Source organism: Micromonospora sp. NPDC051924 (assembly GCF_055586005.1).
Genome location: NZ_JBVJJA010000024.1, coordinates 1 through 26,169 on the forward strand (window position 1 = coordinate 1; position 26,169 = coordinate 26,169).

A 26,169-nucleotide genomic window follows, 5' to 3' on the forward strand; every position below is an offset into this window, starting at 1 on the left:
ACATCGACCGCCGCACCTACAAGGCCACCACCAACATCGACGTCGTCACCAACGAACCTTGACAGGCCAGCCACCGGCCTAACTGAACGGCGTTGTGGCTAGTCCGGGACGGACACGAAGCCGTCGGTCCAGTGGTCCTCGTCGAGCGTGTAGCGGTTGATGTAGAAGCAGTCCGGCTCATCGCGGAAGCCCGGCAGCTCCCTCGCCCGCTGGATCCGTTCCTCCGCGCGCTCCTCCGACGAGTACACCCCGAGGATCTTGAGATCGTCGCCGTCCTCCTCGTCCCAGATCAGCTCGCCGGCTTCGTCCCGGTGCGTCGTCGGCCGCCCGTCGAGCCATCGGGCGTGCCGGACGTGCCAGAGCAGGAAGACATCCACGCCGCCGCACGCTACCGGCGGCTTTCCTTCACCGCTCGACCCATGAAACCCGTTGACAGTGAGACCAGCCGGCGTGCCTACTGCCCACCGGACGCCGTCGCGCCGGTACTCGGCATCAGCCGCCACGGCCGGTCGTCCGGCGATCGGCGGCAGGGAAGGCAGAGGATCATGGTGGACCCGGGTGCGGACGCGCTGACCTGGAAAGAGTTCGGTGAGGAGCGCCTCCCGGCGCTGACCGAGCTGGCCGAGGCGTGCCTGGCCGTCGACGGCGGGCTGCCGCTGTTCACCAGTCCGCCGCTGCTGCGGGCCCGGCTGCTCCAGACCCGTACCCTCGGCGCCTGGCACGCCGGCAGCCTGGTCGCGGCCGTGGGGGTCGGCAGCGACCGCCAGCCGGCCACCAGCACCGGCCTGGTACATCCGGCCTGGCGCGAGCGGGGCCTCGGCGGCCGGCTGCTGAGCTGGGCGGAGGAGCAGGCCGGCGACGCCGACCTGCTGGTGACCACCGAGACGTGGACCCCGGCAGCGGACGCCCTGTTCACGGCGCGCGGCCTCGAGCGGACCTTCACCGAGTGGGTGCTGCGGCACGACCTCGCCACGATCCCGGAGGTCGCGTCGCCGGACGGCATCCGCGCCGAGCCGGTGAAGCTCGATGTCGAGCTGTTCGAGACCTACCGCGCGTCCTTCGCCGACCGGCCCGGCTTCGTCGAGCCGGAGCCCGACGAATGGCTGGGCGAGCTGCGGGACGACGACGGGTACCGGCCGGACCTGTCGATGATCGCCCGAGGCCCCGACGGCAGCGCCGTGGGCTTCCTCAACGTCATCGACAACTGGATCGACCAGGTGGGCGTCGTCCCCGGCTGGCGGGGACGGCGGGTCGGCGCGTACCTGGTGGCCGGCGCGCTGCGGGCCCTCGCGGCCGACGGCGCCCGCGAGGCGTGGCTCTGCGTCAACGACAACAACCCGGCCGCCGGCCTGTACCGGCGGCTCGGGCTCCGCGACGCCGGCCGCCGCGCCCGCTACCTGCGCCGCCGCGCCTGACGCTCACTGGAAGAGGCGGCCGGGTCTTCTGGAGCGGCTCGGCCTGCCGATCACGGAATCCCGGCGCCTGCGGCGCACCATGATCGAGTGGGCCTTCCGCTTCAACCCTTTGAGAAGTCTGTCCCTCATCGCGTGCCTCTCTTCTGTCGTGCGGCAGATCGGAGCTGGCGATCCTCGGGCGTCCCAACCCGCGTACCCGACGGGACGGCGGCCATTCACCAGCACTGACCCGCATCGCCCCTCATCGGCGGCTGAGCCACGGCGCGCGCCGCGCGCAGGCCGCCGTGTGATCCACCGGCAGCGCACACCGCCCGCCGCTGGGCAGCGGCCGGTCGCAAAAGACCCAATGGCGTACGCACTGCTCGTCCTCCGCCGACACGGTCACCCCGCCCGGCTCGACCCGGGCGCTGAGCTGGGCCAACACCCGAGCGGCGGTGCGCGCGAAGATCCGGGCGCGGTGCAGGTCGGGCGCGGTCACCGGCAGGTGGATAACCCAGCGGTCGGTCATCGGTAGAGGCGGTTCGCCGACTGGGCGCTCTGCCAGGCACGCAGGGCGTTCTTGATGCGGACGTTCTCCTCCTGCACCGCGACCAGGGCGGTCTGCGCGACGGCCAGCTCGTCGGCCACCCGGTGCAGGAAGGTGTGGATCTCGACCGGGTCGAGGCCGCGCCGGCGGACGTTGAAGCAGCGATCCCGCACCTGCCAGGGGCGTAGTGGGGTGCGGTGCAACGGTGCGGTGTTGGTTGGCGTGGGGTGCGGGTCGTGGGGCCGGCGGGTCAGCCGGCGGAGCAGGTTGCGCACGAGGTGACCGCCCTTCGTGGAGGCCGCGGATCGTGGAGGGCGGGGCGGCCTCCGCCGCTTGCGATCGGCGGAGACCGCCCCGCCGCGCTGGGGGAGCGCGGAGGGTATGAGGTCTCGACGGCGATGCGAGACCGGTACGAGAGGCGCCAACCGACCGCAGCAGCACCGCATCACCGAGAGCGACGCTACCGATACCTCTCACCTCTGTCAACGCTCTCTTATCTGTCGAATCTCGCTGACGCTCCTGCCTGCTGCTCCTACGTCAGTTATTGCCGCTGTTTCACCTGTTGCTCGATACTGGGAGCGCCAACCGACTGCAAGGGGCCTCCACGTGCCGATTCCGCCGACGATGAGCGAGCTGATCAACGACCTGCTGAGGCGGATCGAGGAGGGCGAGTTCCAGCCCGGGTCGCAGATTCCGTCCACACAGCAACTGAGTGACCACTACGACGTGTCGGTGTCGACGATCCATCGGGCGGTGGCGACGCTGCGGGAGCAGGGTGTGCTGGTCGGCCGCCCGGGCCGCGGCGTCTTCGTCGCCGAGTCCACCCGGCGCTGATTCCGCGTCATCTTGCTGGCGGCACTGATGCCCGAAAATGGTTCAGAATTTTCTCGACATGATCGGACTGTCTGCTGGGAACACGGGTGATTGACATCGCATGTGGACGGGTAGGGCTGCCGGATGTTGAGAGTCAGAGTGCCCGATTGGCGCGGTTGGTCAGCCATGCTCGGCGGACTCGCACTTGGTACTGTCCTGGCGATCGCGTACTTCCGCCTAGTCAGCATCGAGGACTCGTGGATGGCCCTCGCGCCGGTGGCGATCGCTGTGCTGATCGCTGGGATTCCCTACCGCCAAGGCCCGGGGCGAGTTGCGTCGCTCGCGCCGTGGCGCTACTTGGTCCTGGGCCTCGGCCTCGCAGTGTCGGCGAGCGCGCTTATCGGAGCGGTTGTCAGCGGCTGACTGATGGCTCTGCTCGCACTGTATCGCCGGCGGTGGTCCGCAGACGGGAGCCTGGGGTAAACGCGAGCGGACAACACTGCACGCTGTGCACAGCGCTTTGGGCGAGGCGTCAGGCAGCGAGGCAGCAGCAAGGCAGCGCGAGCCCTGATGCAGGCTGGACCTAAACGTCAACCAACGAGGCCCGCCACCTGCTCGTCGACGTGGGTTGTCACCAGCCGGCAGCGGCCAACAACCTGAAACCGCATCCCCCGACGGGGGCTGGGGCCGGGGTAGCGGGCACGGAAGTCGCTATTGATCGACTTCGTTGCAGGACACGACTGTGTCGGGGTGCCCCGGGTGCCGCGCGTCACTTCTTGCGCTGGGTTGGGCTGGAGGTCGACGGCGAAGTTCTGCGGGTCGACGTCGAGCATCAGAGCGATGGCTTCGCGTGCCGTCCCTTCGACCTGGTCGAGATGGCGAGCCTGACAGAGCAGGCCCTTGATCTCCGGCACGCTGATCGCCCACCAATCACCAGAGCGGACGAAGCTTTGCGCCGATGGTACCGCCAGTAGTACCATCGCCAGGTGTCGTCCATAGCCAAGCTCGTTGACGCGATGCGGAAGAACCCGCAGAACATCGCCTACAACGATCTCTACCGGGTGTGCGAGCACTACTTCGGGAAGCCGCGACAGACGGGCACCTCCCACGCGGTGTTCAAGATGCCCTGGGCGGGCGACCCGCGGATCAACATCCAGGACGACAAGGGCAAGGCGAAGGCGTACCAGGTCCGGCAGGTGCTCAAAGCGATCGACAAGAAGGAGGCCATGTGAGGCAGCCCGAAGCCCGTCCCGAGATCACCCACTACACCTACCGCGTCACCTGGTCACCCGAGGACCACGAGTTCGTGGCCACCTGCGCCGAGTTTCCGTCCCTCTCGTGGCTCGCGTCCTCTCAGATCGAGGCTCTGCAGGGGCTGCAGGATCTGCTGCGTGACGTGATCGCCGACATGGAGGAGCAGGGCGAACAGGTCCCGAAGCCGTTCGCTGAGCGCAGCTACTCGGGCAAGTTCAACCTTCGCGTCGGCGAGAGCCTGCACCGCGAACTCGCCATCCACGCGGCCGAGGACGGCATCAGCCTCAACCAGTACGTGCTGCGGAAGCTCAGCGCCGCCTGATCAGTCGAACGACGGCAGCGACGGCCCGAGTACGTCATCTGCGTCCACGATGGTGTACGCGTACCCCTGCTCGGCGAGGAAGCGCTGCCGGTGCGCCGCGTACTCGGTATCGATCGTGTCGCGGGACACCACCGTGTAGAAGTGCGCCTGCCGACCGTCGGCCTTCGGCCGGAGCACCCGCCCCAGCCGCTGCGCCTCCTCCTGCCGAGACCCGAACGTCCCGGACACCTGGATCGCCACGGCAGCCTCAGGCAGGTCGATGGAGAAGTTCCCCACCTTGGAGATCACCAGCGTCCGGATCTCACCCGAGCGGAACGCGTCGAACAGCCGCTCGCGCTCCTTGTTGGTCGTCGACCCCTGCACGATCGGCGCGTCCAGGTATTCGCCGAGCTGGTGCAGCTGGTCGATGTAGCCGCCGATGACGAGCACCTGCTCGCCCGGGTGCCGGTCGACCAGCGCCTTCACCACCGGCAGCTTGGTGCGAGCCGTCGCGGCCATTCGGTAGCGCTCCTCGGCCTCCGCGGTCGCGTACGCCATCCGCTCGGCGTCGGTTAGGGTGACCCGTACCTCGGTGCAGTCGGCCGGGGCGATCCAGCCCTGCTGCTCGATGTCCTTCCACGGCGCGTCGTACCGCTTGGGGCCGATCAGGCTGAACACGTCGCCCTCCCGGCCGTCCTCGCGTACCAGAGTCGCCGTGAGGCCGAGCCGGCGGCGGGCCTGGAGGTCCGCGGTGAACCGGAAGATCGGCGCGGGCAGCAGGTGGACCTCGTCGTAGATGACCAGGCCCCAGTCGCGGGCGCCGAACAGGTCCAGGTGGGTGAACGCGCCGCCGCGCCGCGAGGTGAGCACCTGGTACGTGGCGATGGTGACCGGGCGGATCTCCTTGCGCTCGCCCGAGTACTCGCCGATCTCCTCCTCGGTGAGCGAGGTGCGGGCCACCAGCTCCCGCTTCCACTGCCGGCCGGCGACCGTGTTGGTGACCAGGATCAGGGTGGTCGCCTTCGCCTCGGCCATCGCCGCCGCGCCGACCAGGGTCTTGCCGGCGCCGCAGGGGAGCACCACCACGCCGGAGCCGCCGGCCCAGAAGGCGTCCACGGCCTCCCGCTGGTACGACCGCAGGGTCCACGGCTTGCCGCCGTCCTTGCCGGCCTCGGCCAGCTCGATCGGGTGCGCCTCGCCGTCGACGTAGCCGGCCAGGTCCTCGGCCGGCCAGCCGAGCTTGAGCAGCGCTTGCTTGAGCCGGCCCCGCTCGGACGGGTGCACCTGGATGGTGTCGTCGTCGATCTTGTTGCCGAGCATGCCGGCGAGCTTCTTGCTCTTGGCGACCTCGATCAGCACCAGCCGGTCCAGGGCGCGCAGCACCAGGCCGTGCACCAGGTCGTTGGCGAGCTGGAGCCGGCCGTACCGGTCCATGGTCTCGGCCACGTCGACCAGCAGCGCGTGCGGCACCGGGTAGCGGGAGTACTTGATCAGCGCGTCCACCACACCCTCGGCGTCGTGGCCGGCGGCCCGGGCGTTCCACAGCCCCAGCGGGGTGAGCCGGTAGGTGTGCACGTGCTCTGGCGAGCGCTCCAACTCGGCGAAGGGCGCGATCGCCATCCGGCACGCCTGCGCGTCGGGGTGATCGATCTCCAGCAGCAGGGTCTTGTCCGACTGCACGATCAGTGGTCCACCGCTCACGCCAGCGTCCTCTCCTTGTGCCGGATTCGTCGCCCGCAGCCCGGCTGACCTGCCGAAGGCGGACCATCCAGTGTTGCACGGGGGAAGGTGTCCGGAAAAAGTCACACGGCACAGGCAACGTGACAGTCTTCCCACACGTCTAGCAAGCGGGACAACTGCCCAGGGGAGGCTCCATGAAGCGTGTCCGGTTCACCGTCCGGGTCGTCACCCTGGCTGCGGTCGTGCTGGTCGGCGTCGGTGCGTGCGCGCTCGATCCGCGACGCGACGAGTCCGGGGCCGCCGCCCCGGCCCCCGTCGCCGAGACGGAGCGAGTATCGGGGGCGAGCGCGGTGCCCACGCCGGACCAGACGACCACGTCCCCGTCGGCGGAGCCGAGCCGGACGGCCACGCCGAAGCCCAGCCGGACGGCGCCGACCGCCACGCCCAAGCCGAGCCCGACCGGGTTCACCGGCTGCCCGCAGGGCGAGCACCAGCGGGCCGTGGAGACGTACCTGGCCCGGCTGGGCGGGTTCGGGCCGGTCACCGTGGACGGCAAGCAGTCCGCCGCCGACTGCACGGCGATCAAGAAGTTCCAGCGCCGGTACGGGATCAACCCCGCCGCCGGCCGCGCGGGCGACACCACGTACGACGTGGCGCGGCGGCTGGCCACCACCGACGTGCACCGCTGCAAGGCCGGCTCCGGCCTCACCTTCTGCGTCGACCTGACCCGGCAGACCGTCTGGGCGATGCGCGGCGGCAAGGTGCTGATGGGCCCGACGGTCACCCGCACCGGCATGGCCGGGTACGCCACCCCGTCCGGCACCTACTCCGTCGGCGGCCGGAACCTGAAGGAGTGGTCCAACCCGTACGAGGTGTGGCTGCCCTACTGGCAGCAGTTCAACGGCGGGATCGGGTTCCACGAGACCACCACCTACCTGCACGACAAGTCGATCGGGTCGCACGGCTGCGTCAACCTGCTGCACCGGGACGCGGTCCGGCTCTGGGAGCTGGGCTCGATCGGCACCCGGGTGGTCGTCTTCGGCCGCCGACCCGGCACCTGAGTTCAGGGTTTTGTCCCCTGTCCGCCCGGACGCGCCGGTGTCACGCTGGAAGCGGGTCCGGACGGGGCGGGAGGGACTGGCATGACGGTCGACCACGAGGTGCTCCCCGAGCAGCAGCGGCAGCCCGAGCACGAGGTGCCCACCGCGGTCCTGGTCGGCTACTCGGCCGCCGCCGTCGCCCTGTTCGGCTGGTTCCTCTTCGGGCTGCTCGTGCAACGCCAGGGCTTCGTCGACTCGGTCGGTGAGTCGGCCGGCGCCGGGTTCGGGCTGCTGCTCGCCGTCTCCGTGATCGGCGCGTTCCGGCACAACGGGCAGTGACCGATCAGTCCTCCAGCACCGCCGCGGTGATCCGGTGCAGCGCGAACGTGTGCAGCATCTCCGTGCGCTCGTCCTCGGCACGCAGGTAGCCCGCCCCGATCGACACCGGCCGGACCAGCCGGGACGCGGTCGCCCCGTGCGCGTCGACGTAGCCGACCCAGACCAGCGCCTTGTCCCGCACGGCTTGCTGGAGCACCGCGAGCGCGTCGGAGTGGGTGTGCGCCGGCACCGGACCGGTGCGCGTCGCGCCGCCGCGGACCACCGCCGGGGCCCGCCGGGCCGCCCGCGCCGCCGCCTCGCCGCGCCGGATCTGCTCCACCACCCCGAGCAGCCGGGGCAGCGGCAGCTTCGGCGCCGCGAGCGGGTCCAGGTTGCGCCCGGCCGGCACCCGGGTCGGCGCCCGCCGGGTCTTCGGCCGGGAGAGCACCGCCGCGCCGCTGGCATCCTCCGGTACGGGCGCGTACCCGGCCTCGCGCAGCGCGGTCAGCATCCGCTGCACCTGGTACGGGGTGGCCAGCACCGTCGGGGCCAGCCGGCGGAACGCCAGCGGCTCCAGCCGCCTGTCGGACTGCACCTCGGTGAGCAGCGCCTCGTCGTCGCTGCGCACGTACCCGCCGGCCGAGCCGACCCGCAGGCCGCCGTGCTTGCGGGCCACGTCGTCCACCAGGTACGTCAGCCCCTGCGGCACCGGGGTGCGGGACCGGCGGCGGAACAGCGTGTGCAGGTCGTCGGCCGAGTAGCCGGCGTCCAGGGCCCGCCGGATGCTGGCCGTGGTGACCCGGTGCACGCTCGCTCCGCCGGCCGACTCGTGCTCGGCCACCACGTCCAGCTCGGCGGCGAGCGCCGGGTCGGGCGGGCCGGGCACCACCACGGTCAGGTCGGCCTGCACGAGGAAGTGGTCGACCGGGGCGGGGAGCAGGGCGTCCAGCGCCCGTACGGCGGTCGACGGCTCGCCCGACTCGGCGTCGGAGCGCAGCCCGAGCGGGTCCTCGGCCCGCTCGTCGGCCTCGGTCAGCTCGGCCAGCAGCAGCCGCCCGTACGAGGTGAGCGCGCCGAGCCCGGTCACCCCGAGCTGGGCCGCCTCGGCCAGCACCTCCCGGTGCGCGGCCTCCCGCCCGCGCGCCCGCCGGGGCGCCCGCCAGTCCAGCAGCTCCAGCACCTCGTCCGGGGTGGGGGCGGTCGCCGGCGGCAGGTCGGCCAGCACGCCGAGCACCGAACGGCGGGCGGCCGGGGCACCGGCCCGTTCCGCCTCGGCGGAGAGCACCGAGATCGGCCGATCCCGGTCGTCGCGCTGCCCCACCAGGCCCACCTGGCGGGTCATGGTCAGCCAGGCCCGGGCCAGCTGCTCCCAGCGCTGGGCCAGCGAGGCGGCCCGCCACACCTCGTACCCGCCGGTGGGCAGGATCTGCTGGTCGCCGCCGTAGCGGGCGCTGGCGGCGGTCACCTCCAGCTCGCCGACCAGCCCGGCCGCGTACGCGACCTCGAAGAGCAGCGCGGTGGTGGCGTCGTCCAGCCCGAGGCCCCGGGCCAGCCGGCGCAGGTCCCGCACGCCGACGCCGCCGGAGCGCAGCACCGGGGCCGGCTCGGCGGCCAGGCTCTCCAGCAGGGCCTCGGTGTGCCGGACCACCTCCATGGTCTGCCCGGCCCCGGCCGAGTCCACGGCCTTCGCCTCGCGGGCCGGGCTGGCCACCACGGGCGGACTGGTGCGCAGCGGACCCAGGGGGCCGCTGTCCCGGCGCAGCAGCAGCCCCACCTCGCGGGGCAGTTCCACGGTCCCCGCGCCACCCTTGCCGCCGGACATCCGGACGAGCAGCCGGTGCTCGACCAGCCAGCGGATCGGCGAGCCGGTCGGCGCGCCGCCGTTGACCAGGTCCGGCGGGAGGGCGTCCTCGGTGCCGGTGGCGGGGGCCTCCAGCGCGCCCGGCGGCACGGTGCCGACCGGCGGGCCGGCCGCCAGCCGGTCCAGGATCGCCCGGGCTGAGGGCGGCGCGGCCAGCAGCGTCCGCCGCAGCTTCGCCGGGTCCGCGCAGAGGGCCGCCGCCCGCGGGTCCAGCTCCGCCGCCGGTCGGCCCAGCCCCGCCGGGTACGGGGCGACCTCGTCGACGCCGCCCACCACGTGCAGGTCGTGCTCGGGGCCGTACAGCAGGAAGAGCGCCCGGAGCTTGTCGATCGCCCTCCGGACGGCCGTCGGGGCGGGCGGGTGCGGGCCGGCGGTGGCCATCGCCAGGATCGCGTCGGTGGCGGTGCCGCCGCCCTGCGGGTCGCGGGTGAGCCGGGCGGCGTCCAGGATCAGCAGGGTGAACTGGTCCAGCCCGTCCAGCGCCCGGGCGACGGAGACCCGCGACTGGGCACGGATGGCGAGCGCGGAGACGTCGGCCGGCACCGGCACGACGAGGTCGGGCCGCAGCTGGAGGAGGGCGGCCAGGGACTCGTCGGGGAGCGTCCGCAGATGGTCGGCGAGTGAGGTGGTCATCGTCGTTCCACGCTAGCCCGGCCGAGGGCCGTCTCGCCCCTCGGAACGGGTACGTTCTCGGCATGCCCGCACTGATGGTCGGCTTCGACCTCGACATGACCCTGGTCGACTCGCGCCCCGGCATTGCCGCCGCCTACCGGGCGCTGACCGTCCGGACCGGGGTGCCGGTGGACGCAGAACTGGCGGTGTCGCGGCTCGGCCCGCCGCTGCGCACCGAGATCGCGCACTGGTTCCCGCCGGAGCAGGTCGATGAGGCGGTGACGATCTACCGGGAGCTCTACCCGGCGTACGCGATCACCCCGACGCTGCCGATGCCCGGCGCGGCGGACGCGATCGACGCGGTGCACGCCCGGGGTGGCCGGGTCATGGTGGTCACCTCGAAGATCGGCCGGCTGGCCAAGCTGCACCTGGACCACCTCGGGCTGGGGGTCGACGAGCTGGCCGGGGACCTGTTCGCCGAGCAGAAGGCGACCGCCCTGCGGGAGCACGGGGCGACCCTCTACGTGGGCGATCACGTGGCCGACATGGCGGCGGCGCAGGCGGCGGGAATCCCGGGCGTGGGAGTGGCGACGGGGCCGTGCACGGCCGATGAGCTGCGGGCCGCCGGAGCCGACCAGGTGCTGGATGATCTCACCCGATTCTCGGCGGCGCTGGACCGGATCATCCGGCTAGCCTTAAAGGGGTAGAGGTCTTCAAGAGCGAAGCAGGGGTTTTCAGGTGCCGACGGGTCGAGTGAAGTGGTATGACGCGGCCAAGGGATACGGGTTCGTCACCAGTGACGAGGGTGGCGACGTGTTCCTGCCCAAGGGCGCGCTACCGGCGGGTGTCACCGACCTGAAGGGTGGCCAGCGGGTCGATTTCAGCGTGGTCGACAGCCGCCGCGGCGCCCAGGCGATGGGCGTGAAGCTGCTGGAGGCGCCGCCCTCGGTGGCGGAGCTGCGCCGGCGGCCGGCCGAGGAGCTGCACGGCCTGGTCGAGGACATGATCAAGGTGCTGGAGGCGAAGGTCCAGCCGGACCTGCGCCGGGGTCGCTTCCCGGACCGTAAGACCGCGCAGAAGATCGCTCAGCTGGTCCACGCGGTGGCGCGCGAGCTGGAGGTCTGAGGGACGAGCCCGGCGTCGGTGGCCCGGCCCAGCAGCGCCTCGACGGCAGCGAAGCCGGCCTCTCCCAGGTCGGCGGTGAACTCGTTGACGTAGAGGGCGATGTGCCGGTCCACCACGTCGGGCTCCATCTCCTGCGCGTGGGAGAGGACGTAGTCGCGGCTGGCCTCCGGGTCGGCCCAGGCCTGGCGGACCGACTCGCGGATCCAGCCGGCCGCGTCGACCGGGTCGACCGCGCCCTTGCGGGCCAGGATCGCGCCGAGCGGGATCGGCAGGCCGGTGTCGCCCTCCCACCACTCGCCGAGGTCGACCAGGGCGGTCAGCCCGTGCCGGGGGTAGGTGAAGCGCGCCTCGTGGATCACCAGCCCGGCGTCGTACCGGCCGGCGGCGACGCCCGGCATGATCTCGTGGAACGGCACCACCTCGATCCGCGCCGGCGGCTGCTCCGCGGCCCAGAGCCGGAACAGCAGGTACGCGGTGGTCCGCTCGCCCGGCACCGCCACGGTCGCGCCGGAGAGGTCGGTGCGGTCGCCCCGGGTGAGCACCAGCGGGCCGCACCCGCGGCCCAGCGCCCCGCCGCAGGGCAGCAGGTGGTAGTCGTCCAGCAGCCAGGGCAGCGCCGCGTAACTCACCTTCACCAGGTCGAACGCCCCACGCTCGGCGGCCGTGTTGGTCACGTCCACGTCGGCGTAGGTCACCTCGACCGCCGGTGCGCCCGGCACCCGGCCGTGCACCAGGGCATCGAAGACGAAGGTGTCGTTGGGGCAGGGGGAGATCGCCAGGGAGAGCGCCACGTCCCCACGTTAACCCCGCCCCACGGACCCTCCGCCACCCCCCGTCCGCCGCTGTGACCCGGACACCCTCTTTCATCGCCTACAAACTTGATGACGTGAATGGATCGCGGTGGCGACCGGGGCCGCAGTCATGGTCGCGGCGGAGCGTGGATCGATCGAGCACCAGCCACCCCCGAGGGCATCCTGCAGCCGTGGCAGGCACCCCTCGATTGTCGCCCGAGGTGCGCCGAGTCGTTGACGTCATCAAGTTTGTAGCGGCTCATGACCCGTGTCCGTCCCCAGGCAGAGGTGTTTTCCACAGCGTTTTCCACAGGTGGATACCTGGCGTTGAAGCCTGGGCCAGGTGAGGCCGAGCATGGGCGGGTGCCCGACTCCGAGCCCTTCACCGATCTGGGCGCAACCCTGCGGGCGTTGCGTCGCGCCGCCGACCTGAGCCAGCGCCAACTGGCCGAAAAGTCGGGGGTGCCGCAGGCGACGATCGCGCGGATCGAGTCGGGGCGATCGACCGATCCCGGCTTCCGCACCATCAATCGGCTGGTGGGTGCGGTTGGCGGCCGGATCACCATCTCCGGCGGCGACGCCGGTGAGCTGCGTCCGGTCCCGCAGGAGGCGCTGCGCGACGCGGCGGGCCGGCGCTGCCCCGCACACCTCGACGCCCGTGAGGTGCGGGAGCCCCGGGACTGGCCGGGTGCCTGGTGGGCGCACTGGTACAACGTTCCCCCGGAGCGGTGGCCCCGGTTGCCTGCGGCCACCTATCGGCTGGACCGCAGCGAACGCGACCGTCAGCGGGAGCGGGACCGGGTGCGCCGGCACTTCGCCGTGCGCCGGTACGTCGACCCGGCGCTCCCGTCGACCACCTGGCGGTTCGTCGCCGAGCTGCCCGACGGTGAGCTGGTCGGCGAGCTGCGCGTGCACGAACGCAGCAATGACCTGCTGCTCGGGTATGCCCTGACGGGCCGGCGGGAGATCGTGCTCGACGGAGTGCTCGTCGCCACGCCGTATCAGCTGTTGGGCATCGGGCGGCGGCTGGTCGACGCGCTGGTGGTGGAGATGGATCAGGCAGGCGTGCATGCGGTCCACGCCGTCACCGAGTTCGCCGGTATCCGCTTCCTGCTCGCCTGCGGCTTCCAACTCCAGGCGAGCCGGCCCGCCGCGCTCCGGCTGGAACGGCCGGTCAGCCCGGTGCCACCAGCGAGGTGAGGGCGGTCGCCGCCGTGGTGAGGGCGGCGAAGGCCTCCCGCATCCGCCAGGCGCCCCGGTCCCGGGGGCCGATCGGGTTGGACACCGTGCGCAGTTCGGCGAAGGGCAGGCCGGCCTGGGCGGCGGCGACCGCCACGCCGTACCCCTCCATGGCCTCGGCCACGGCGTCGGGGTGACGGGCGACGAGGGCCGCGGTGCTCTCGGCAGTGCCGGTCACCGTGCTCACCGTGAGCACCGCGCCGGCGACCGCGTTCGGCAGCGCCGCGCGCAGGGTGTCCAGCAGCGCCGGGTCGGCCGGCACCACGCTTCCGGCGCCGAGCAGCTCCGGCTTCATGCCCAGTTCCTCGATGGGGAGAAAGCCCTCCGGCGACTCGGCGCCCAGGTCCGCCGCGACGCTGCGGGTGGCCAGCACGGTGCCGCCGACCGCCACCCGGCCGACGAAGCCACCGGCGATGCCCGCGCTGACCACCGCCCGGTACGGCCGCCCGACCGCCTCGGCCAGCGCCAGCAGGCGCGCGGTGGCGGCGGCGGCGACGGCCGGGCCCACCCCGACCGGGGCGACGGTCACCGTCGGGTCGGTGAGGCCCGCCCGGACCGCCTCCGCCTCGGCGGGTACGGCGGTCACCACCAGCAGTTCCCTCACCCGCGCGGCCCCCGGGACTCCCGCTGGTTCTCGTCCTCGGCTCCGCCGGGGCCGCCGACCGACGAGGAGGGGCGGTAGATGTGGAAGCCGGGCGGCGCCAGCCCGTCGTCGTCGACCGGCCCGGGCGCGTCCCTGTGTGCGGGGGCCGGCGAGGTGGGCGCCAGGTCGGCGAACTCCTCGGCCGCCCCGGGCTCCAACTCGTCGTCGCCGAGCGGGCGGCCGACCAGGTGCTCGTTGCGCAGCCGGCTGGCCACCAGCACCCCGCGGGCGGCCACCAGGGCCGCGACGCCGGCGGCGACGGCGACCCCGACCTGCCCGGTGAAGGGGACCAGCCCCAGGCCGCCGCCGGCCACGAAGGCCAGCATCAGCGCCGTCTCCGAGTGGGCGAAGGAACTGGCCCGCAGCCGCTCCGGGATCCGCTCCTGGATCGACGCGTCGACGGCGAGCTTGGCGATCCCGCTGATCAGGGCGGTGACCAGGCAGAGCAGGGCGACCAGCGGCAACGAGAACTTCAACGCGGCCAGCACCGCCACCCCGGCGACGATGATCATGCCGCTCGACTGGATCGCGGTCGGGCGGTGGATGCGCAGCCGGGTGCCGACGGCGGTGGCCAGGAAGCTGCCGACCGCGAGCGCCCCGCCGACCAGCCCCAGCGCGGCCTGGGCGCCCAGCGTCCGGCCGAAGAAGTCGGTGGTCAGGTCGCCGGCCTTGATCGCGAAGGCCAGGTAGAGCAGCAGGAAGCCGTACAGGCCGCGCAGCGCCGCGGCGCCGACCAGGGTGGCGATCACCAGTCGCCCGGCGGGCCGGCCCCGGCCGAGCGGGCGCTCGCCCTCCCGGCGGCGCAGGGCCCGCAACGGGCGGGGGACCCGCTCCGGCGGCTCCGAGTCGGCCTTCGGCGGCAGCCGCAGCGAGATGACCATGCCGATCAGGAAGAGCAGCGAGGCCACCCGGAGCGGCCACTGCGCCCCGAACCAGAAGGCGGCCAGCCCGAGCGGGGCGACCAGCGCGCCGGCCACCGTGCCGTAGACGCTCGCCCGGGCGCCCACCTGGGACAGCCCCAGCCCCTCGGGCAGCAGCCGGGGCACCGCCGCCGAGCGGGCCACCCCGTACGCCCGGGAGAGGGCGAGCACGCCGAACGCCGCCGGGTAGAGCCCGAAGCCGCCGATGTAGTCGGAGATCAGCCAGGCCAGGAAGGCCCGGCCGAGCATGGTGGTGGCCAGCGCGTACCGGCGGCCGTGCCGGAAGTGGTCCAGCAGCGGGCCCACCACCGGAGCGAGCATGGCGAACGGCACCATGGTCACCAGCAGGTAGAGGGCGACCTTGTTCCGGGCCTCACCCAGCGGCACGTCGAAGAAGATCGTCCCGGCCAGCCCGATGGCGATCAGGGTGTCCCCGGCGCAGGAGAGGGCGTGCAGGTCGAACATACGGACCATGCCGACCTCGTTGCCGGCGCTGCGGGCCCGGGCCGAGCCGGCCCGCCGGGTCATCCACCGTCCGCCCCGCAGCGAGCCGCGGAACAGCAGGCGGGTGGCGCGGATGCCCGTACCGACGGTCCGCCCGAGGACGGACCGCCCGGAGCGGGAGGACAGCGGCATGCCCCCCATCCTCACCCATCTGCTCCACGCATGCCCCACCAGCCGGCGAGAACGACCCCGGGGAGTGCCTGTCGGCCGACCGTGGGCATGGGGAACAATGGGTGGGTGACCAGGCCCGCCTCCGCCCGCGCTCCCCGGCTCGACCAGGTCTGCGCCGCCGCCGTCGAGGTGGCCCGCGCCGGCATCACCGAGGTCGAGCCGACCGATGTCGGTGAGCACCTCCAGGCCGTGGCCGAGGGCGACCGCCTCGTCACGCACTACTTCGAGTGCCGGCTGGCCGGCTACCGGGGCTGGCGCTGGGCCGTCACGGTGACCCGGGTGCCGCGCAGCCGTACCGTCACCATCTGCGAGACGGTCCTGCTGCCCGGCTCGGACGCACTGCTCGCCCCGGGCTGGGTGCCCTGGCAGGAGCGACTCAAGCCGGGCGACCTGGGCCCCGGTGACCTGCTGCCCACCCCGCCGGACGACGAGCGCCTCGCCCCCGGCTACCTGCTCTCCGACGACCCGGCGGTCGAGGAGACCGCGTGGGAGCTGGGCCTGGGCCGGGCCCGGGTGCTGTCCCGCGAGGGCCGGTCGGAGGCCGCCCAGCGCTGGTACGACGGTGACCACGGCCCCGGGGCCGCCATCTCGATGGCCGCGCCGGCCGCCGCCCGCTGCGGCACCTGCGGTTTCTACCTGCCCCTCGCTGGTGCGATGCGACCGGCCTTCGGCGCCTGCGGCAACTTCTACGCGCCGGACGACGGCCGGGTGGTGAGCGCCGACCACGGCTGCGGCGCGCACTCGGAGACGCTGATCGAAGCGGCCGACACCCCGGTCGACGAGCTGCCCACGGTCTACGACGACAGCGCGGTCGAGGCCGTCTCGGTCAGCCGGGCCCCGGGATCGGTCGAGGCGGGCGAGCCGGCGGAGCCGTACGGCCACCCCTGACGGTCAGCCCTGACGGGCGGCGGCCTCCCGGCGGCGACGCCGGTTCGCGTCGTGCCGCATCATCACCGCGAGACCGGGGAAGCCCCAGAGGAATCCGGCGAGGCAGGTCCAGAGCCAGTTCTGGTGCCCGTGCTCGGTGAGCCAACCGCGGAAGAAGATCAGCAGCACCAGCCCGACCACCGCCCAGATGATCAGCCCGGCGACGGCGAACGGCACCATCGGCGGGTCGAGCGGCTCGGGCCGCGGCGGTTGCTCCTGGGGCACCGGCACAGCGTACGCGATCGTCCTTCCCTGCCCGTCGGTGATCTGGGACGATGCGCGCGACAGCCGGTCGAACACCCTGCGAGGACCTGATGGCGATAGCGCCCCCGCCGGACCACGGCACTCCACCCGATCCCGCTCACCCGCGTAACGGCCTCGACCGTTTCTTCGAGATCTCCGCCCGCGGCTCGCACCCGAGCCGGGAGATACGCGGTGGCCTGGCCACCTTCTTCACGATGGCGTACATCGTGGTGTTGAACCCGCTGATCCTCGGCGGCGCCGTCGACGGGGACGGCCGCAAGCTCGCCATCCCGGCGCTCGCCGCGGCCACCGCGCTGGTGGCCGGGCTGATGACCATCCTGATGGGAGTGGTGGCCCGGTTCCCGATGGCGCTGGCCGCCGGGCTGGGCGTGAACGCGCTGGTCGCGTTCGAGATCGCGCCGGAGATGACCTGGGCGGACGCAATGGGTCTGGTGGTGATCGAGGGTGTGGTCATCGGCATCCTCGTGCTCACCGGGCTGCGTACCGCGGTGTTCCGCTCGGTGCCGACCCAGTTGAAGACGGCGATCGGCGTGGGCATCGGCCTCTTCCTGACCCTCATAGGCCTGGTCGACGCCGGGTTCGTCCGCCGGGTGCCGGACATCGCGAACACCACCGTCCCGGTCGGGCTCGGCATCAACGGCAAGATCGTCAGCTGGCCGATGCTGGTGTTCGTGGTGGGCCTGCTGCTCACCGTGGTGCTGGTGGTCCGCCGGGTCCGTGGCGCGATCCTGATCGGCATCCTCGCGTCCACCGTGCTGGCGATCATCGTGGAGGCGATCGGGCACATCGGCCCGGCCTTCGTGAACGGCAAGCCGAACCCGAAGGGCTGGGCGCTGAACGTGCCGAGGCTGCCGGAGAAGATCGTCGACGTCCCGGACCTCTCCCTGCTCGGCCACTTCAACGTGCTGGGCTCGTGGAGCCGGGTCGGCTGGCTGGTCCCGCTGATGTTCGTCTTCACGCTGCTGATCACCGACTTCTTCGACACGATGGGCACGATGGTCGCGATCGGCCAGGAGGGGGACATGCTCGACGAGCGGGGCACCCCGCCGCGGGCCCGGGAGATCCTGCTGGTCGACTCGATCGCCGCGGCGGCCGGTGGCGCGGCCAGCGTGTCCAGCAACACCTCGTACATCGAGAGCGCGGCCGGGGTCGCGGAGGGTGCCCGGACCGGGTTGGCCAACCTGGTCACCGGCGGCCTGTTCCTGCTGGCCATGTTCCTGGCGCCGCTGTCGGCGATCGTGCCCTTCGAGGCGGCCTCGACGGCGCTGGTGGTGGTCGGCTTCCTGATGATGACCGCGGTGCGGACCATCGACTGGACCGACTACGAGATCGCCATCCCGGCGTTCCTCACCATCGTGCTGATGCCCTTCACCTACTCGATCTCGAACGGGATCGGCGCCGGCATCATCAGCTACGTGCTGGTGAAGCTGGCCCGCGGGAAGGTCCGGGAGATCCACCCGCTGCTGTACGGGGTGGCCGCCCTCTTCATCCTGTACTTCCTGCGCGGGCCGATCGAGTCCGTGCTGCTCTGAGCTGGTGAGCCTGGTCATATCGCATGTCGTTAGCCAGGCTCATTAGTTAAGCTAACTAGTGTGACGGAGCGGACGGTGACGGCGAAACGCGTGCCACCGGCGCAGCTGGCCCCTCAGCTGCGTGATGCGATCACCCGACTCAACCGGCGGGTCCGACAGGCCCGACCGGTCGGTGACCTGACGGTCACCCAGCTCTCCGCGCTCACCAGCCTCAATCTGGCGGGCGCGTTGACACCACGGGAGCTGGCCGACGTCGAGCGGGTGCAGCCGCCGACGATGACCAAGATCGTCGCGAAGTTGGAGGAGCGCGGCCTCGTGCAGCGCACCCCCCACCCGACCGACGGCCGGCAGGTCATCCTCGCGGCGACCGAGGGGGGACGGGCCGTGCTCGAGCAGTTCGAGCGGGCCCGCAACTCGTGGCTGGCCGACCGGCTGGCCGCGCTCAGCGAGGAGGAACGCGACACGCTGCGGCGTGCCGCCGAGATCCTGCAGGGAATCGCTCGCGCCTGAGCCGGTTCCCGCGTCCCGCGGTCCGCTTCGTCCGCTGTGGGTGAGGCGTACATGATCGCGAGGAGGCGCACCAAGAGTGCAGGCCAAGTTGAGCACGATGTTCCAGTCCCTACGAGTCCGTAACTACCGACTCTTCGCCACCGGACAGCTGATCAAGTTGATCGGCGTCTGGATGATGTACATCGCCCAGGACTGGCTCGTCCTCGACCTGACCGGCAACTCGGCCACCGCGCTCGGCGTGGTCACCGCGCTCCAGTTCACCCCCGTCCTGCTGCTCACCCTGATCTCCGGCCGGCTCGCCGACCGGTACGACAAGCGGATGCTGCTCTTCATCGCCAACGTGTTCTGGACCGTGCTGGCGCTGGCGATGAGCCTGCTGGTGGTCACCGGGCTGGTGCAGCTCTGGCACGTCTTCGCGTTCGCCGCCCTGCTCGGCGTGTTCAACGCGGTGGAGACCCCAGTCCGGCAGGCGTTCGTCTCCGAGCTGGTCGGCGTACCGCTGCTGCCGAACGCGCTCTCGCTCAACGCGGCCACCTTCAACTCGGCCCGGATCCTCGGCCCGGCCGTCGCCGGTCTGGCCATCGCCGCCTTCGACGTCGGCCCGGTCTTTCTGATCACCGCGTTCAGCTCGATCGCCCCGCTGGTCAACGTGGTCCGGATGCGTACCGACGAGCTGTACCGCAAGGACCTGCCGCCAGCCGGCGAGCGCGACCAGGCCCGGGTGGTGGACGGCCTGCGGTACGTGTCGCGCCGCCCCGACATCCTGCTGCCGATGGCGCTGATGTCGGTGGTCGGGATGAGTCTGTTCAACTTCCAGCTCACCCTGGCCGCGCTGTCCAAGACCGTCTTCAAGACCGGCGCCGCCTCGTTCGGCCTGTTCACCACCGCCCTCGCGGTGGGTGCCCTGGCCGGCGCCCTGTCCGGCACCGGTCGGCGCAGCCGCCCCTCGGTCTGGCTGGTCCTCGGCGCGGCGGTCGGGGCCGCCACCTTCGGCACCCTGGTCGGGCTCGCCCCGGCGTACTGGCTGGTGGTGGCGCTGCTGCTGCCGACCGGGTTCTTCATGGTCTTCTTCGCCCAGGCCGCCAACCAGCGGGTCCAGCTCGGCGTCGACGCCGCCTTCCGGGGCCGGGTCATGGCCCTGTGGGTGCTGGTCTTCCTCGGCACCAACCCGGTCGGCGCGCCGATCATCGGTTGGGTGGCCGAGACCTTCGGCGCCGGCGCGAGCATCTGGATCGGTGGCCTGATCTCGCTGGCCGCCGCGCTGCTCGCGCTCACCTGGCAGCTGCGCCGCTCCGGCGCCCGGCTGCGGCTGCGGGTGCTGCCGATGCCCCGCTTCTACGTGGTGTCGCCCGGCGCGGAGTGAACCTCCCGCGAAGGACCGGTTCCCGTCCCGGGGACCGGTCCTTCCTCATTCATTCGCGTCCGGATGTCGGCAATCCGGTGGCGGGCAGCCACCGTACGGCATAGCGTCGATATGTGGAAGTGGGGCGGGGACTGCTGCTGATGCTGGCGATCCTCGCCGTCTGTTGCCTGCCAGCCCTCTTCGCGCTGCTGTTCTGCGCCGACGAGATCCTCGACCGGGTGGCCTGCGGTTGGGCCGAGTGGCGGGAGGAGCGCCGGGAGCGGCGCACCATCGCCCGACTGGACCGGGCCATCGAGGCCGACGCGCTCACCCGGGACATCGACCTCACCGAGTTCGACCGGGAGGGCCGCCGACCGCTGCAACAGCTCGCTGTCGACCTGCGCCGGCTCGGCGGGCACCGGCTCGCCGCCGCCGACCGGTCGGTGGTCTGGCACGGCGCGGTCATCGACGCGTACGACGAGCGGCTGCGGGCCGCGTGCCGGGCGCTGGGCATCGCCGAGCACCTGTCCGACCTGGACGGCGTCGACCGGGAGATCGAGCGGGTACGGGTGGAGGGGCTGCTGCACGCGGCCGGACTCACCCTGCCCGCCGCCCGACCCGGCCACCACCAGCGGCACCGTTGACCGGTGCGGCTCTTCGTCGCGGTCTACCCGCCCCGGCCGGCGGTCGACGATCTCAGCGCTGAGATCACCCGGCTCCGGGTCGGTGTCGCCTCCGCGGCCGGCACCAACGTACGGCTGGCCGACCCGGCCAACGCCCACCTCACCCTCGCCTTCCTCGGTGACGTCGAGGACGACCGGCTGGTCGAGGTGGAGAGCGCGCTCGGCGTGGCCGCCGAGACGTTCCGGGACGGTCGGGACAGCTCGCTGCGGCTCCGCCTCGGCGGTGGCGGCAGCTTCGGGCGCGGCCGGTTCACCATCCTCTGGGTGGACCTCCGCGGCGACGTCGAGGGATTGGCCACGCTGGCCCGGCTGATCCGCCTCGGGCTGCGCCGGGCCCGCCTGCCGCACGACGAGAAGCCGTTCCGGCCCCACCTGACCATCGCCCGCCCCGGCGATCGGATCCACCGGACCGAGGTGCTGGCCGACCGGGAGGCCCTGCACGAGTACGAGGGCCCGGAATGGCCGGCCGACGAACTCGTCCTGGTCGGCAGCCACCCCGGCCCCCGCCCCACCTACGACCGCCTGGCCGCCTGGCCCATCTGACCCCACCCACCCACCCCACCCCACCCCACCCCGCACGCGCCCACCCCGCCCGCGCCCACCCCGCACGCGCCGATCTTGCACTTGTGGTGCCGGCAAAAGGGGTGCAAGCCGCGAATCCCCAGCCGGAAGTGCAAGATCGGCGCGAGCGTGAGGGGTTACCAGGCCCAGGCCTCGGGGCCGGGGCCGCCGTTGCCGACGGGCGGGAAGAGCTCGTCGAGGCGCTTCAGGGTTTCCTCGTCGAGTTGGACGTCGAGAGCGCCTAGGTTGCGGTCGAGCTGGTCCATGGTGCGCGGACCGACGATCGGGGCGGTCACCCCGGGACGGGAGAGCAGCCAGGCCAGCGCCACGTCCGCCGGGTCGTGGCCCAGGTCCGCGCAGAGCTTCTCGTACGCCTCGACGGTGGGCCGGTGCGCGGCGAGCGCGTCGGCCGACCGGCCGCTGGTGCCGCGCGCCGCGCTGCCCTCGGCCATCTTCCGGATGATCCCGGAGAGCAGCCCGCCGTGCAGCGGGGACCAGGGGATGATGCCCAGGCCGTAGTGCTGGGCGGCCGGGATCACCTCCAGCTCGACGTACCGGGTCATCAGGTTGTAGATGCACTGCTCGGAGACGAGGCCGAGGAAGTTGCGCTTGCCCGCGGCGGCCTGCGCCCGGGCGATGTGCCAACCGGCGAAGTTGGACGATCCGACGTAGAGGACCTTGCCCTGGGCGACCAGGGTCTCCATCGCCTGCCAGATCTCCTCCCACGGGGTGGCCCGCGAGATGTGGTGCATCTGGTAGAGGTCGATGGTGTCGGTCTGCAGCCGGCGCAGCGACTCCTCGCAGGCCCGGATGATGTGCCGGGCGCTCAGGCCCTGCTCGTTGGGCCACTCGCCCATCTTGCCGTACACCTTGGTGGCCAGGACGACCTTGTCGCGGCGTCCGCCGCCCTGGGCGAACCAGCGGCCGATGATCTGCTCGGTGACGCCCTCGCCGAGCTTCCAGCCGTACACGTTGGCGGTGTCGAAGAAGTTGATCCCGTGCTCCAGCGCCCGGTCCATGATGGCGAAGCTGTCCGGCTCGTCGGTCTGCGGCCCGAAGTTCATGGTGCCGAGGCAGAGCCGGCTCACCGAGAGACCGGTGCGTCCCAGGTTCGTGTACTCCATGGGTCCACCCTGGCACGCGGGCACTTAGAGTGCCTCACGTAACCAGGGTGGGATCAGGAGGATTCGCGGGCCGCCGGGCCGCTGCCGAAGAGGACGTCGTCCCAGCTCGGCAGCCGCTTGCGCGGCTTGCCGCCGGCCTCCGCCGACTCGCCGCCACCGGCCGCCGCCGCGGCGCCCGTGCGGCGCGGCCGCAGCACGGCCAGCGAGGGTACGGCGGGGACCTCCTTCGGCGCGTCCGAGTCGTCGTCGAACGCCGAGCCCTGGCCGCCGCCGAGCAGCGCCGCCGCCCCGCCGGCCACGGCCCGCTGCCGGGGCGCGTCCGGACCGGCCATGGCGGCCGGGGAGCGGGACTCCAGGCCCCGCCCGGACGCGCCGCCGAGCGGCCGGTCCAGCGAGGCCAGCAGGGCGTCCCGGCCGGCGCGGATCGGGTCCCGCCCCGGGCGGGCGTGCTCGGCCGGGGTCGGCAGGCCGTGCCCGCCCCGGCTCGGCTCGCCGCGCGACGGGCCGGGCAGTGCGTGGCCGCCCCGCTCCGGCGCCGGCTCCTGGCCGAGGATCGGCGTGGGACGCTCGGCGCAGAGGTATTGCGCCATGTCGTCGTGCGGGGCGACCTGCTGCCGGGTCTTGTCGAGATCCCAGACCGCCTGCGCGGTGGCCTTGCCCGACGGCCAGGTGGCGATGATCCGCCAGGTGCCGTCGTCCCGCCGGTAGGCGTCCCAGGAGATCTTCTCGGTGTCGATCCCGTGCTGGGCCAGCCGGCCGTTGACCACCTCGGCCAGCGGGGTGGGCTTCTCCGCGCCCTTGAGCCGGGTGCGGCGGGCGTGCTGGGCGAGCATGGCCCGCTCCTGGAGCACCGGGCCCGCGTAGCGCAGGACCCGGTCGACCGGAACGCCCGCGATCCGGGCGACGTCCTCGGCGGACTCGCCGGAGCGGATCCGGGCCTGGATGTCCCGCGGGGAGAGCGACGGCGTCGGGTCGGCGGCGGTCGGCACCACCGCGAGGGGCGCCGCGCCCGGCTCGGCGTGCAGCACCGAGGCGACACGTTCGTCGATGGGGAGGGCGAGCAGGCGCCCGACCTCGTCGGTGAGCACCAGGGCCTGGCCGTCCTCGGAGAGGGCGACGAAGCGTACTGGGCGCATGGGCTTGCCTCCGTCCCGCTTCGCTGGCCGTCACGCCACGAGCCGGCCACCCGGGCGTCTCGCACCACCGTACGCTCATCTACCCGAAGGTGGGGGATGCGACACCCCGGCATGTCGTGACTGAGCTGCGGCGATGATCACGGTGGGTGGTCGTCGGGGCCGCGACGACCACCCACCGTCACGAGCTGATCAGAGTCGCTCGACCACGTGGTCGACGCACGCGGTGAGCGCCTCGACGTCGGCCGGCTCGACCGCCGGGAAGAGCGCGATGCGGAGCTGGTTGCGACCCAGCTTCCGGTACGGCTCGGTGTCGACGATGCCGTTGGCCCGCAGCGCCTTGGCGATCGCCGTGGCGTCCACCCCCTCGGCGAAGTCGATCGTGGCGACCACGTTGGAACGCAGCGCCGGGTCGGCCACGAACGGGGTGGCGAACGACGAGCGCTCGGCCCAGCCGTAGACGATGCCGGCGCTCTCGGCGGTGCGCTTGGCCGCCCAGGCCAGGCCGCCCTGGGAGTTCATCCAGTCGGTCTGCTCGGCGGCCAGGAAGATGGTCGCCAGCGCCGGGGTGTTGTACGTCTGCTCCAGCCGCGAGTTGTCGATCGCGGTGACCAGGTCGAGGAAGGCCGGGATGTAGCGGCCCGACTCCTTGATCTCGGTGGCCCGGGCGAGCGCGGCCGGCGACATCAGGGCCAGCCAGAGCCCGCCGTCGGAGCCGAAGCACTTCTGCGGGGCGAAGTAGTAGACGTCGGTCTCGCCGACGTTGACCTCCAGGCCGCCGGCGCCCGAGGTGGCGTCGACCAGCAGCAGCGAGCCCTCGTCGGCGCCCGCCACCCGGCTGATCGGCACCGCCACGCCGGTGGAGGTCTCGTTGTGCGGGGTGGCGTAGACGTCCACGCCCGCCTCGGCCACCAGGGCCGGCGCGGTGCCCGGCTCGGCCTTGCGCACGGTCGGTTCGCCCAGGAACGGGGCGTCCTTGACCGACTTGGCGAACTTCGCGCCGAACTCGCCGAAGCTGGCGAACTGGGCCCGGTCGCGGATCAGGCCGAAGGTGGCGACCTCCCAGAAGGCGGTGGTGCCGCCGTTGCCGATGACCACCTCGTAGCCCTCGGGCAGGGAGAAGAACTCGGCGATGCCCCGGCGCAGCCGGGCGACCTGGTCGCGGACCGTCTTCTGCCGGTGCGAGGTGCCCAGGTAGCTGGTGGCGACGTCGGCAAGTGCGGAGACCGCCGCCGGACGGACCTTGGACGGCCCGCAGCCGAAGCGCCCGTCGGCGGGCTTGATGTCGTCGGGAATCCGGATGGTCGGTGCGTCAGCCACGGTTGTCTCGATCCTTCCGCATGGGCGGGGACGGGCCCTGATGCGGGCGCGGACCGACGGCGGCCGCGCGCGGGCGCGCGGGAAGCCGGGATCCGAGCCCGGTCCGGCGGCACTGCCGGCCTTCATCCTCGCACCCTGGCCGGCCCGGCCGGCGGCTGGTCCCATGACCGGGGCTGAGGGATGCGCCACAACGCGGAGGGCCCGGTCCGTCGCGGACCGGGCCCTCCGAGGGGTACGCGGGGATCAGACGCCGTGCGGGATGGCGTCCCAGCCCTCGACCTCCTGCGGCTTGCGCGGGCCGTGGCCGACGTACCGGGCCGACGGGCGGACCAGCCGCTGGAGCTTCTTCTGCTCCAGGATGTGCGCGGACCAACCGCCCATCCGGGCACAGGTGAACATCGAGGTGAACATGTGCGCCGGCACCTCGGCGAAGTCCAGCACCACGGCCGACCAGAACTCGACGTTGGTGGCGAGGACCCGGTCCGGGCGGCGGGCCTGGAGCTCGGCCAGGGCCGCCTTCTCCAGCGCCTCGGCGATCTCGAAGCGGGGCGCGCCCAGCTCCTTGGCGGTGCGGCGGAGCACCCGGGCGCGCGGGTCCTCGGCCCGGTAGACCCGGTGGCCGAAGCCCATCAGCCGCTCGCCGCGGTCGAGGACGCCCTTGACGTACCCCTCGGCGTCGCCGCTGCGCTCGACGGCCTCCAGCATGCTGAGCACCCGGGACGGGGCGCCGCCGTGCAGCGGGCCGGAGAGCGCGCCGATGCCGGAGGAGATGCAGGCTGCGGCGTCGGCGCCGGTGGAGGCGACGATCCGGGTGGTGAAGGTGGAGGCGTTCAGGCCGTGCTCGGCGGCCGAGATGAAGTAGGCGTCGACGGCCTTGACGTGCCGCGGGTCCGGCTCGCCCCGCCAGCGCTTCATGAACCGCTCGACGATCGTCTCCGCCTTGTCGATCTCCTTCTGCGGCACCGCCGGCAGGCCGAGGCCGCGGGCCGACTGGGCGACGAAGGAGAGCGCGGTGACCGAGACTCGGGCCAGGTCCTCGCGGGCCTGCTCGTCGGAGATGTCGAGGAGCTGGTTGAGGCCCCAGTACGGGGCGAGCATCGCGACCGCGGACTGCACGTCGACGCGGATGTCACCGGAGTGCACCGGCACCGGGAACGGCTCGGCCGGCGGCAGGCCCGGGCCGAAGCGCCCGTCCACCAGCAGCGCCCAGACGTTGCCGAAGGAGACCTGACCGATCAGATCCTCGATGTCCACGCCGCGATAGCGCAGCGATCCGCCCGCGCGGTCCGGTTCGGCGATCTCGGTCTCGAAGGCTACGACGCCCTCCAGGCCCGGTTTGAAGTCGGACATGTCGTCTCCTGGCTTCCGGCGGCGGTGCGCCCGGGCGGGCCATCCGGCCCCGCGTCACGGGCGACCCTCTCAGGGATGTGGTTCGGAACATCTTGCCTGCTGGGTAACCGAGTGCGCGACCCACGGCGACTGTGCGCCACGCGACATCCCCCGGGGTGGACAAGCTCACGGCCTCGGCCAGACTTGGCGGTGGGGTCTGGCCAGCGTCGG

The 26,169-nt window shown here is 72.6% G+C and carries 29 protein-coding genes; 15 read left to right on the forward strand and 14 right to left on the reverse strand.

What is annotated here, in order from left to right; translation table 11 throughout:
• Window positions 1–98: 98 nt before the first annotated feature.
• Window positions 99–377, reverse strand: a complete 279-nt coding sequence (locus ACZ6S5_RS19695; RefSeq protein ID WP_466002341.1) for a DUF7336 domain-containing protein — start codon at window positions 375–377, stop codon at window positions 99–101.
• Window positions 378–545: 168 nt separating this feature from the next.
• Here ACZ6S5_RS19695 and ACZ6S5_RS19700 point away from each other — a divergent pair, with 168 nt between their 5' ends.
• Window positions 546–1,415, forward strand: coding sequence for a GNAT family N-acetyltransferase (locus ACZ6S5_RS19700; protein ID WP_466002343.1), 870 nt, complete (start codon window positions 546–548; stop codon window positions 1,413–1,415).
• A gap of 241 nt (window positions 1,416–1,656) precedes the next feature.
• Here the strand turns inward: ACZ6S5_RS19700 and ACZ6S5_RS19705 are convergent, their stop codons facing one another.
• Window positions 1,657–1,923: a hypothetical protein gene (locus ACZ6S5_RS19705; RefSeq protein WP_466002345.1), complete on the reverse strand. Its 267-nt coding sequence runs from the start codon at window positions 1,921–1,923 to the stop codon at window positions 1,657–1,659.
• Window positions 1,920–2,216, reverse strand: coding sequence for a DivIVA domain-containing protein (locus tag ACZ6S5_RS19710; RefSeq protein ID WP_466002347.1), 297 nt, complete (start codon window positions 2,214–2,216; stop codon window positions 1,920–1,922). Before ACZ6S5_RS19710 ends, ACZ6S5_RS19705 begins: the two co-directional genes overlap by 4 nt.
• 331 nt (window positions 2,217–2,547) lie before the next feature.
• Between ACZ6S5_RS19710 and ACZ6S5_RS19715 the strand changes: the two genes are divergently transcribed.
• Complete coding sequence (locus ACZ6S5_RS19715) at window positions 2,548–2,775, forward strand: winged helix-turn-helix domain-containing protein (protein ID WP_466002349.1); 228 nt, start codon at window positions 2,548–2,550, stop codon at window positions 2,773–2,775.
• A gap of 569 nt (window positions 2,776–3,344) precedes the next feature.
• Here ACZ6S5_RS19715 and ACZ6S5_RS19720 read toward each other — a convergent pair.
• Window positions 3,345–3,734, reverse strand: a complete 390-nt coding sequence (locus tag ACZ6S5_RS19720) for a type II toxin-antitoxin system HicB family antitoxin (RefSeq protein WP_466002351.1) — start codon at window positions 3,732–3,734, stop codon at window positions 3,345–3,347.
• A gap of 6 nt (window positions 3,735–3,740) precedes the next feature.
• On the opposite strand from ACZ6S5_RS19720, the gene ACZ6S5_RS19725 reads away from it, so the two are divergent.
• Window positions 3,741–3,986, forward strand: a complete 246-nt coding sequence (locus ACZ6S5_RS19725) for a toxin HicA (protein WP_466002353.1) — start codon at window positions 3,741–3,743, stop codon at window positions 3,984–3,986.
• A complete protein-coding gene (locus tag ACZ6S5_RS19730) occupies window positions 3,983–4,330 on the forward strand; it encodes a type II toxin-antitoxin system HicB family antitoxin (RefSeq protein WP_466002355.1) in 348 nt (115 codons plus the stop codon). Before ACZ6S5_RS19725 ends, ACZ6S5_RS19730 begins: the two co-directional genes overlap by 4 nt.
• Here ACZ6S5_RS19730 and ACZ6S5_RS19735 read toward each other — a convergent pair whose 3' ends face one another.
• Window positions 4,331–6,010, reverse strand: coding sequence for a DNA repair helicase XPB (locus ACZ6S5_RS19735; RefSeq protein ID WP_466002357.1), 1,680 nt, complete (start codon window positions 6,008–6,010; stop codon window positions 4,331–4,333).
• A 173-nt stretch (window positions 6,011–6,183) separates the two neighbouring features.
• Between ACZ6S5_RS19735 and ACZ6S5_RS19740 the strand changes: the two genes are divergently transcribed.
• Together ACZ6S5_RS19740 and ACZ6S5_RS19745 are read left to right on the forward strand one after the other, a co-directional pair.
• Window positions 6,184–7,050 (forward strand): L,D-transpeptidase family protein, encoded by an 867-nt coding sequence (locus tag ACZ6S5_RS19740; protein WP_466002359.1) that lies wholly within the window; start codon window positions 6,184–6,186, stop codon window positions 7,048–7,050.
• An 81-nt stretch (window positions 7,051–7,131) separates the two neighbouring features.
• Entirely contained in the window at window positions 7,132–7,368 is a 237-nt protein-coding gene (locus ACZ6S5_RS19745) for a hypothetical protein (protein ID WP_466002361.1), read from the forward strand.
• A gap of 4 nt (window positions 7,369–7,372) precedes the next feature.
• Here ACZ6S5_RS19745 and ACZ6S5_RS19750 read toward each other — a convergent pair whose 3' ends face one another.
• Window positions 7,373–9,841 carry a helicase-associated domain-containing protein gene (locus ACZ6S5_RS19750; RefSeq protein WP_466002363.1) on the reverse strand — a complete coding sequence of 823 codons (2,469 nt, stop codon included), beginning with the start codon at window positions 9,839–9,841 and terminating at the stop codon, window positions 7,373–7,375.
• Window positions 9,842–9,903: 62 nt separating this feature from the next.
• Between ACZ6S5_RS19750 and ACZ6S5_RS19755 the strand changes: the two genes are divergently transcribed.
• Both ACZ6S5_RS19755 and ACZ6S5_RS19760 read left to right on the forward strand, forming a co-directional pair.
• Complete coding sequence (locus tag ACZ6S5_RS19755) at window positions 9,904–10,527, forward strand: HAD family hydrolase (RefSeq protein ID WP_466002365.1); 624 nt, start codon at window positions 9,904–9,906, stop codon at window positions 10,525–10,527.
• 31 nt (window positions 10,528–10,558) lie between these two features.
• The gene (locus tag ACZ6S5_RS19760) at window positions 10,559–10,945 is read left to right on the forward strand and encodes a cold-shock protein (RefSeq protein WP_088997128.1); all 387 of its coding nucleotides are present in this window, start codon (window positions 10,559–10,561) and stop codon (window positions 10,943–10,945) included.
• Here the strand turns inward: ACZ6S5_RS19760 and ACZ6S5_RS19765 are convergent.
• Window positions 10,906–11,736 carry a 1,4-dihydroxy-6-naphthoate synthase gene (locus ACZ6S5_RS19765; protein ID WP_466002367.1) on the reverse strand — a complete coding sequence of 277 codons (831 nt, stop codon included), beginning with the start codon at window positions 11,734–11,736 and terminating at the stop codon, window positions 10,906–10,908. The two genes, ACZ6S5_RS19760 and ACZ6S5_RS19765, sit on opposite strands and share 40 nt — an antisense overlap.
• 363 nt (window positions 11,737–12,099) lie before the next feature.
• On the opposite strand from ACZ6S5_RS19765, the gene ACZ6S5_RS19770 reads away from it, so the two are divergent.
• Window positions 12,100–12,936, forward strand: a complete 837-nt coding sequence (locus ACZ6S5_RS19770) for a GNAT family N-acetyltransferase (protein ID WP_466002369.1) — start codon at window positions 12,100–12,102, stop codon at window positions 12,934–12,936.
• On the opposite strand, the gene ACZ6S5_RS19775 is transcribed toward ACZ6S5_RS19770, so the two are convergent.
• Window positions 12,911–13,579, reverse strand: a complete 669-nt coding sequence (locus tag ACZ6S5_RS19775) for a futalosine hydrolase (protein ID WP_466002371.1) — start codon at window positions 13,577–13,579, stop codon at window positions 12,911–12,913. The genes ACZ6S5_RS19770 and ACZ6S5_RS19775 overlap by 26 nt on opposite strands.
• Window positions 13,576–15,174: an MFS transporter gene (locus ACZ6S5_RS19780; RefSeq protein WP_466002373.1), complete on the reverse strand. Its 1,599-nt coding sequence runs from the start codon at window positions 15,172–15,174 to the stop codon at window positions 13,576–13,578. The genes ACZ6S5_RS19775 and ACZ6S5_RS19780 overlap by 4 nt, the downstream gene beginning before the upstream one ends.
• 87 nt (window positions 15,175–15,261) lie before the next feature.
• Between ACZ6S5_RS19780 and ACZ6S5_RS19785 the strand changes: the two genes are divergently transcribed.
• Window positions 15,262–16,101 carry a DUF3027 domain-containing protein gene (locus tag ACZ6S5_RS19785; protein ID WP_466002374.1) on the forward strand — a complete coding sequence of 280 codons (840 nt, stop codon included), beginning with the start codon at window positions 15,262–15,264 and terminating at the stop codon, window positions 16,099–16,101.
• Window positions 16,102–16,104: 3 nt separating this feature from the next.
• On the opposite strand, the gene ACZ6S5_RS19790 is transcribed toward ACZ6S5_RS19785, so the two are convergent.
• A complete protein-coding gene (locus ACZ6S5_RS19790) occupies window positions 16,105–16,365 on the reverse strand; it encodes a DUF2530 domain-containing protein (protein WP_466002376.1) in 261 nt (86 codons plus the stop codon).
• A gap of 89 nt (window positions 16,366–16,454) precedes the next feature.
• Here ACZ6S5_RS19790 and ACZ6S5_RS19795 point away from each other — a divergent pair, with 89 nt between their 5' ends.
• From ACZ6S5_RS19795 to thpR, 5 genes are all read left to right on the forward strand, one after another.
• On the forward strand, window positions 16,455–17,936 hold the full coding sequence (locus ACZ6S5_RS19795; RefSeq protein WP_466002378.1) for an NCS2 family permease: 1,482 nt from the start codon (window positions 16,455–16,457) through the stop codon (window positions 17,934–17,936).
• Window positions 17,937–17,996: 60 nt separating this feature from the next.
• Window positions 17,997–18,446, forward strand: coding sequence for a MarR family winged helix-turn-helix transcriptional regulator (locus tag ACZ6S5_RS19800; protein ID WP_466002379.1), 450 nt, complete (start codon window positions 17,997–17,999; stop codon window positions 18,444–18,446).
• A 76-nt stretch (window positions 18,447–18,522) separates the two neighbouring features.
• Window positions 18,523–19,809 carry an MFS transporter gene (locus ACZ6S5_RS19805; RefSeq protein WP_466002381.1) on the forward strand — a complete coding sequence of 429 codons (1,287 nt, stop codon included), beginning with the start codon at window positions 18,523–18,525 and terminating at the stop codon, window positions 19,807–19,809.
• Window positions 19,810–19,922: 113 nt separating this feature from the next.
• Window positions 19,923–20,432 (forward strand): hypothetical protein, encoded by a 510-nt coding sequence (locus ACZ6S5_RS19810; protein ID WP_466002383.1) that lies wholly within the window; start codon window positions 19,923–19,925, stop codon window positions 20,430–20,432.
• 3 nt (window positions 20,433–20,435) lie between these two features.
• Window positions 20,436–21,014 (forward strand): RNA 2',3'-cyclic phosphodiesterase, encoded by a 579-nt coding sequence (gene thpR, locus ACZ6S5_RS19815; RefSeq protein WP_466002385.1) that lies wholly within the window; start codon window positions 20,436–20,438, stop codon window positions 21,012–21,014.
• Between the two features lie 155 nt (window positions 21,015–21,169).
• Here the strand turns inward: thpR and ACZ6S5_RS19820 are convergent, their stop codons facing one another.
• From ACZ6S5_RS19820 to ACZ6S5_RS19835, 4 genes are all read right to left on the reverse strand, one after another.
• Complete coding sequence (locus ACZ6S5_RS19820) at window positions 21,170–22,156, reverse strand: aldo/keto reductase (protein ID WP_466002387.1); 987 nt, start codon at window positions 22,154–22,156, stop codon at window positions 21,170–21,172.
• Between the two features lie 53 nt (window positions 22,157–22,209).
• Entirely contained in the window at window positions 22,210–23,292 is a 1,083-nt protein-coding gene (sepH, locus tag ACZ6S5_RS19825; RefSeq protein WP_466002389.1) for a septation protein SepH, read from the reverse strand.
• A gap of 189 nt (window positions 23,293–23,481) precedes the next feature.
• Complete coding sequence (gene serC / locus ACZ6S5_RS19830; protein WP_466002390.1) at window positions 23,482–24,609, reverse strand: phosphoserine transaminase; 1,128 nt, start codon at window positions 24,607–24,609, stop codon at window positions 23,482–23,484.
• Between the two features lie 243 nt (window positions 24,610–24,852).
• Window positions 24,853–25,959, reverse strand: a complete 1,107-nt coding sequence (locus ACZ6S5_RS19835; RefSeq protein ID WP_466002392.1) for a citrate synthase 2 — start codon at window positions 25,957–25,959, stop codon at window positions 24,853–24,855.
• Between the last annotated feature and the right edge of the window lie 210 nt (window positions 25,960–26,169).

Bases quoted from the DNA above. Each gene is read 5' to 3' on its own strand.
- ACZ6S5_RS19700 (WP_466002343.1), top strand. From the start codon at position 546: ATGGTGGACCCGGGTGCGGACGCGCTGACCTGGAAAGAGTTCGGTGAG.
- ACZ6S5_RS19705 (WP_466002345.1), bottom strand. From the start codon at position 1,923: ATGACCGACCGCTGGGTTATCCACCTGCCGGTGACCGCGCCCGACCTG.
- ACZ6S5_RS19720 (WP_466002351.1), bottom strand. From the start codon at position 3,734: ATGGTACTACTGGCGGTACCATCGGCGCAAAGCTTCGTCCGCTCTGGT.
- ACZ6S5_RS19740 (WP_466002359.1), top strand. From the start codon at position 6,184: ATGAAGCGTGTCCGGTTCACCGTCCGGGTCGTCACCCTGGCTGCGGTC.
- ACZ6S5_RS19745 (WP_466002361.1), top strand. From the start codon at position 7,132: ATGACGGTCGACCACGAGGTGCTCCCCGAGCAGCAGCGGCAGCCCGAG.
- ACZ6S5_RS19750 (WP_466002363.1), bottom strand. From the start codon at position 9,841: ATGACCACCTCACTCGCCGACCATCTGCGGACGCTCCCCGACGAGTCC.
- ACZ6S5_RS19755 (WP_466002365.1), top strand. From the start codon at position 9,904: ATGCCCGCACTGATGGTCGGCTTCGACCTCGACATGACCCTGGTCGAC.
- ACZ6S5_RS19780 (WP_466002373.1), bottom strand. From the start codon at position 15,174: ATGCCGCTGTCCTCCCGCTCCGGGCGGTCCGTCCTCGGGCGGACCGTC.
- ACZ6S5_RS19785 (WP_466002374.1), top strand. From the start codon at position 15,262: ATGGGGAACAATGGGTGGGTGACCAGGCCCGCCTCCGCCCGCGCTCCC.
- ACZ6S5_RS19795 (WP_466002378.1), top strand. From the start codon at position 16,455: ATGGCGATAGCGCCCCCGCCGGACCACGGCACTCCACCCGATCCCGCT.
- ACZ6S5_RS19820 (WP_466002387.1), bottom strand. From the start codon at position 22,156: ATGGAGTACACGAACCTGGGACGCACCGGTCTCTCGGTGAGCCGGCTC.
- sepH (WP_466002389.1), bottom strand. From the start codon at position 23,292: ATGCGCCCAGTACGCTTCGTCGCCCTCTCCGAGGACGGCCAGGCCCTG.
- ACZ6S5_RS19835 (WP_466002392.1), bottom strand. From the start codon at position 25,959: ATGTCCGACTTCAAACCGGGCCTGGAGGGCGTCGTAGCCTTCGAGACC.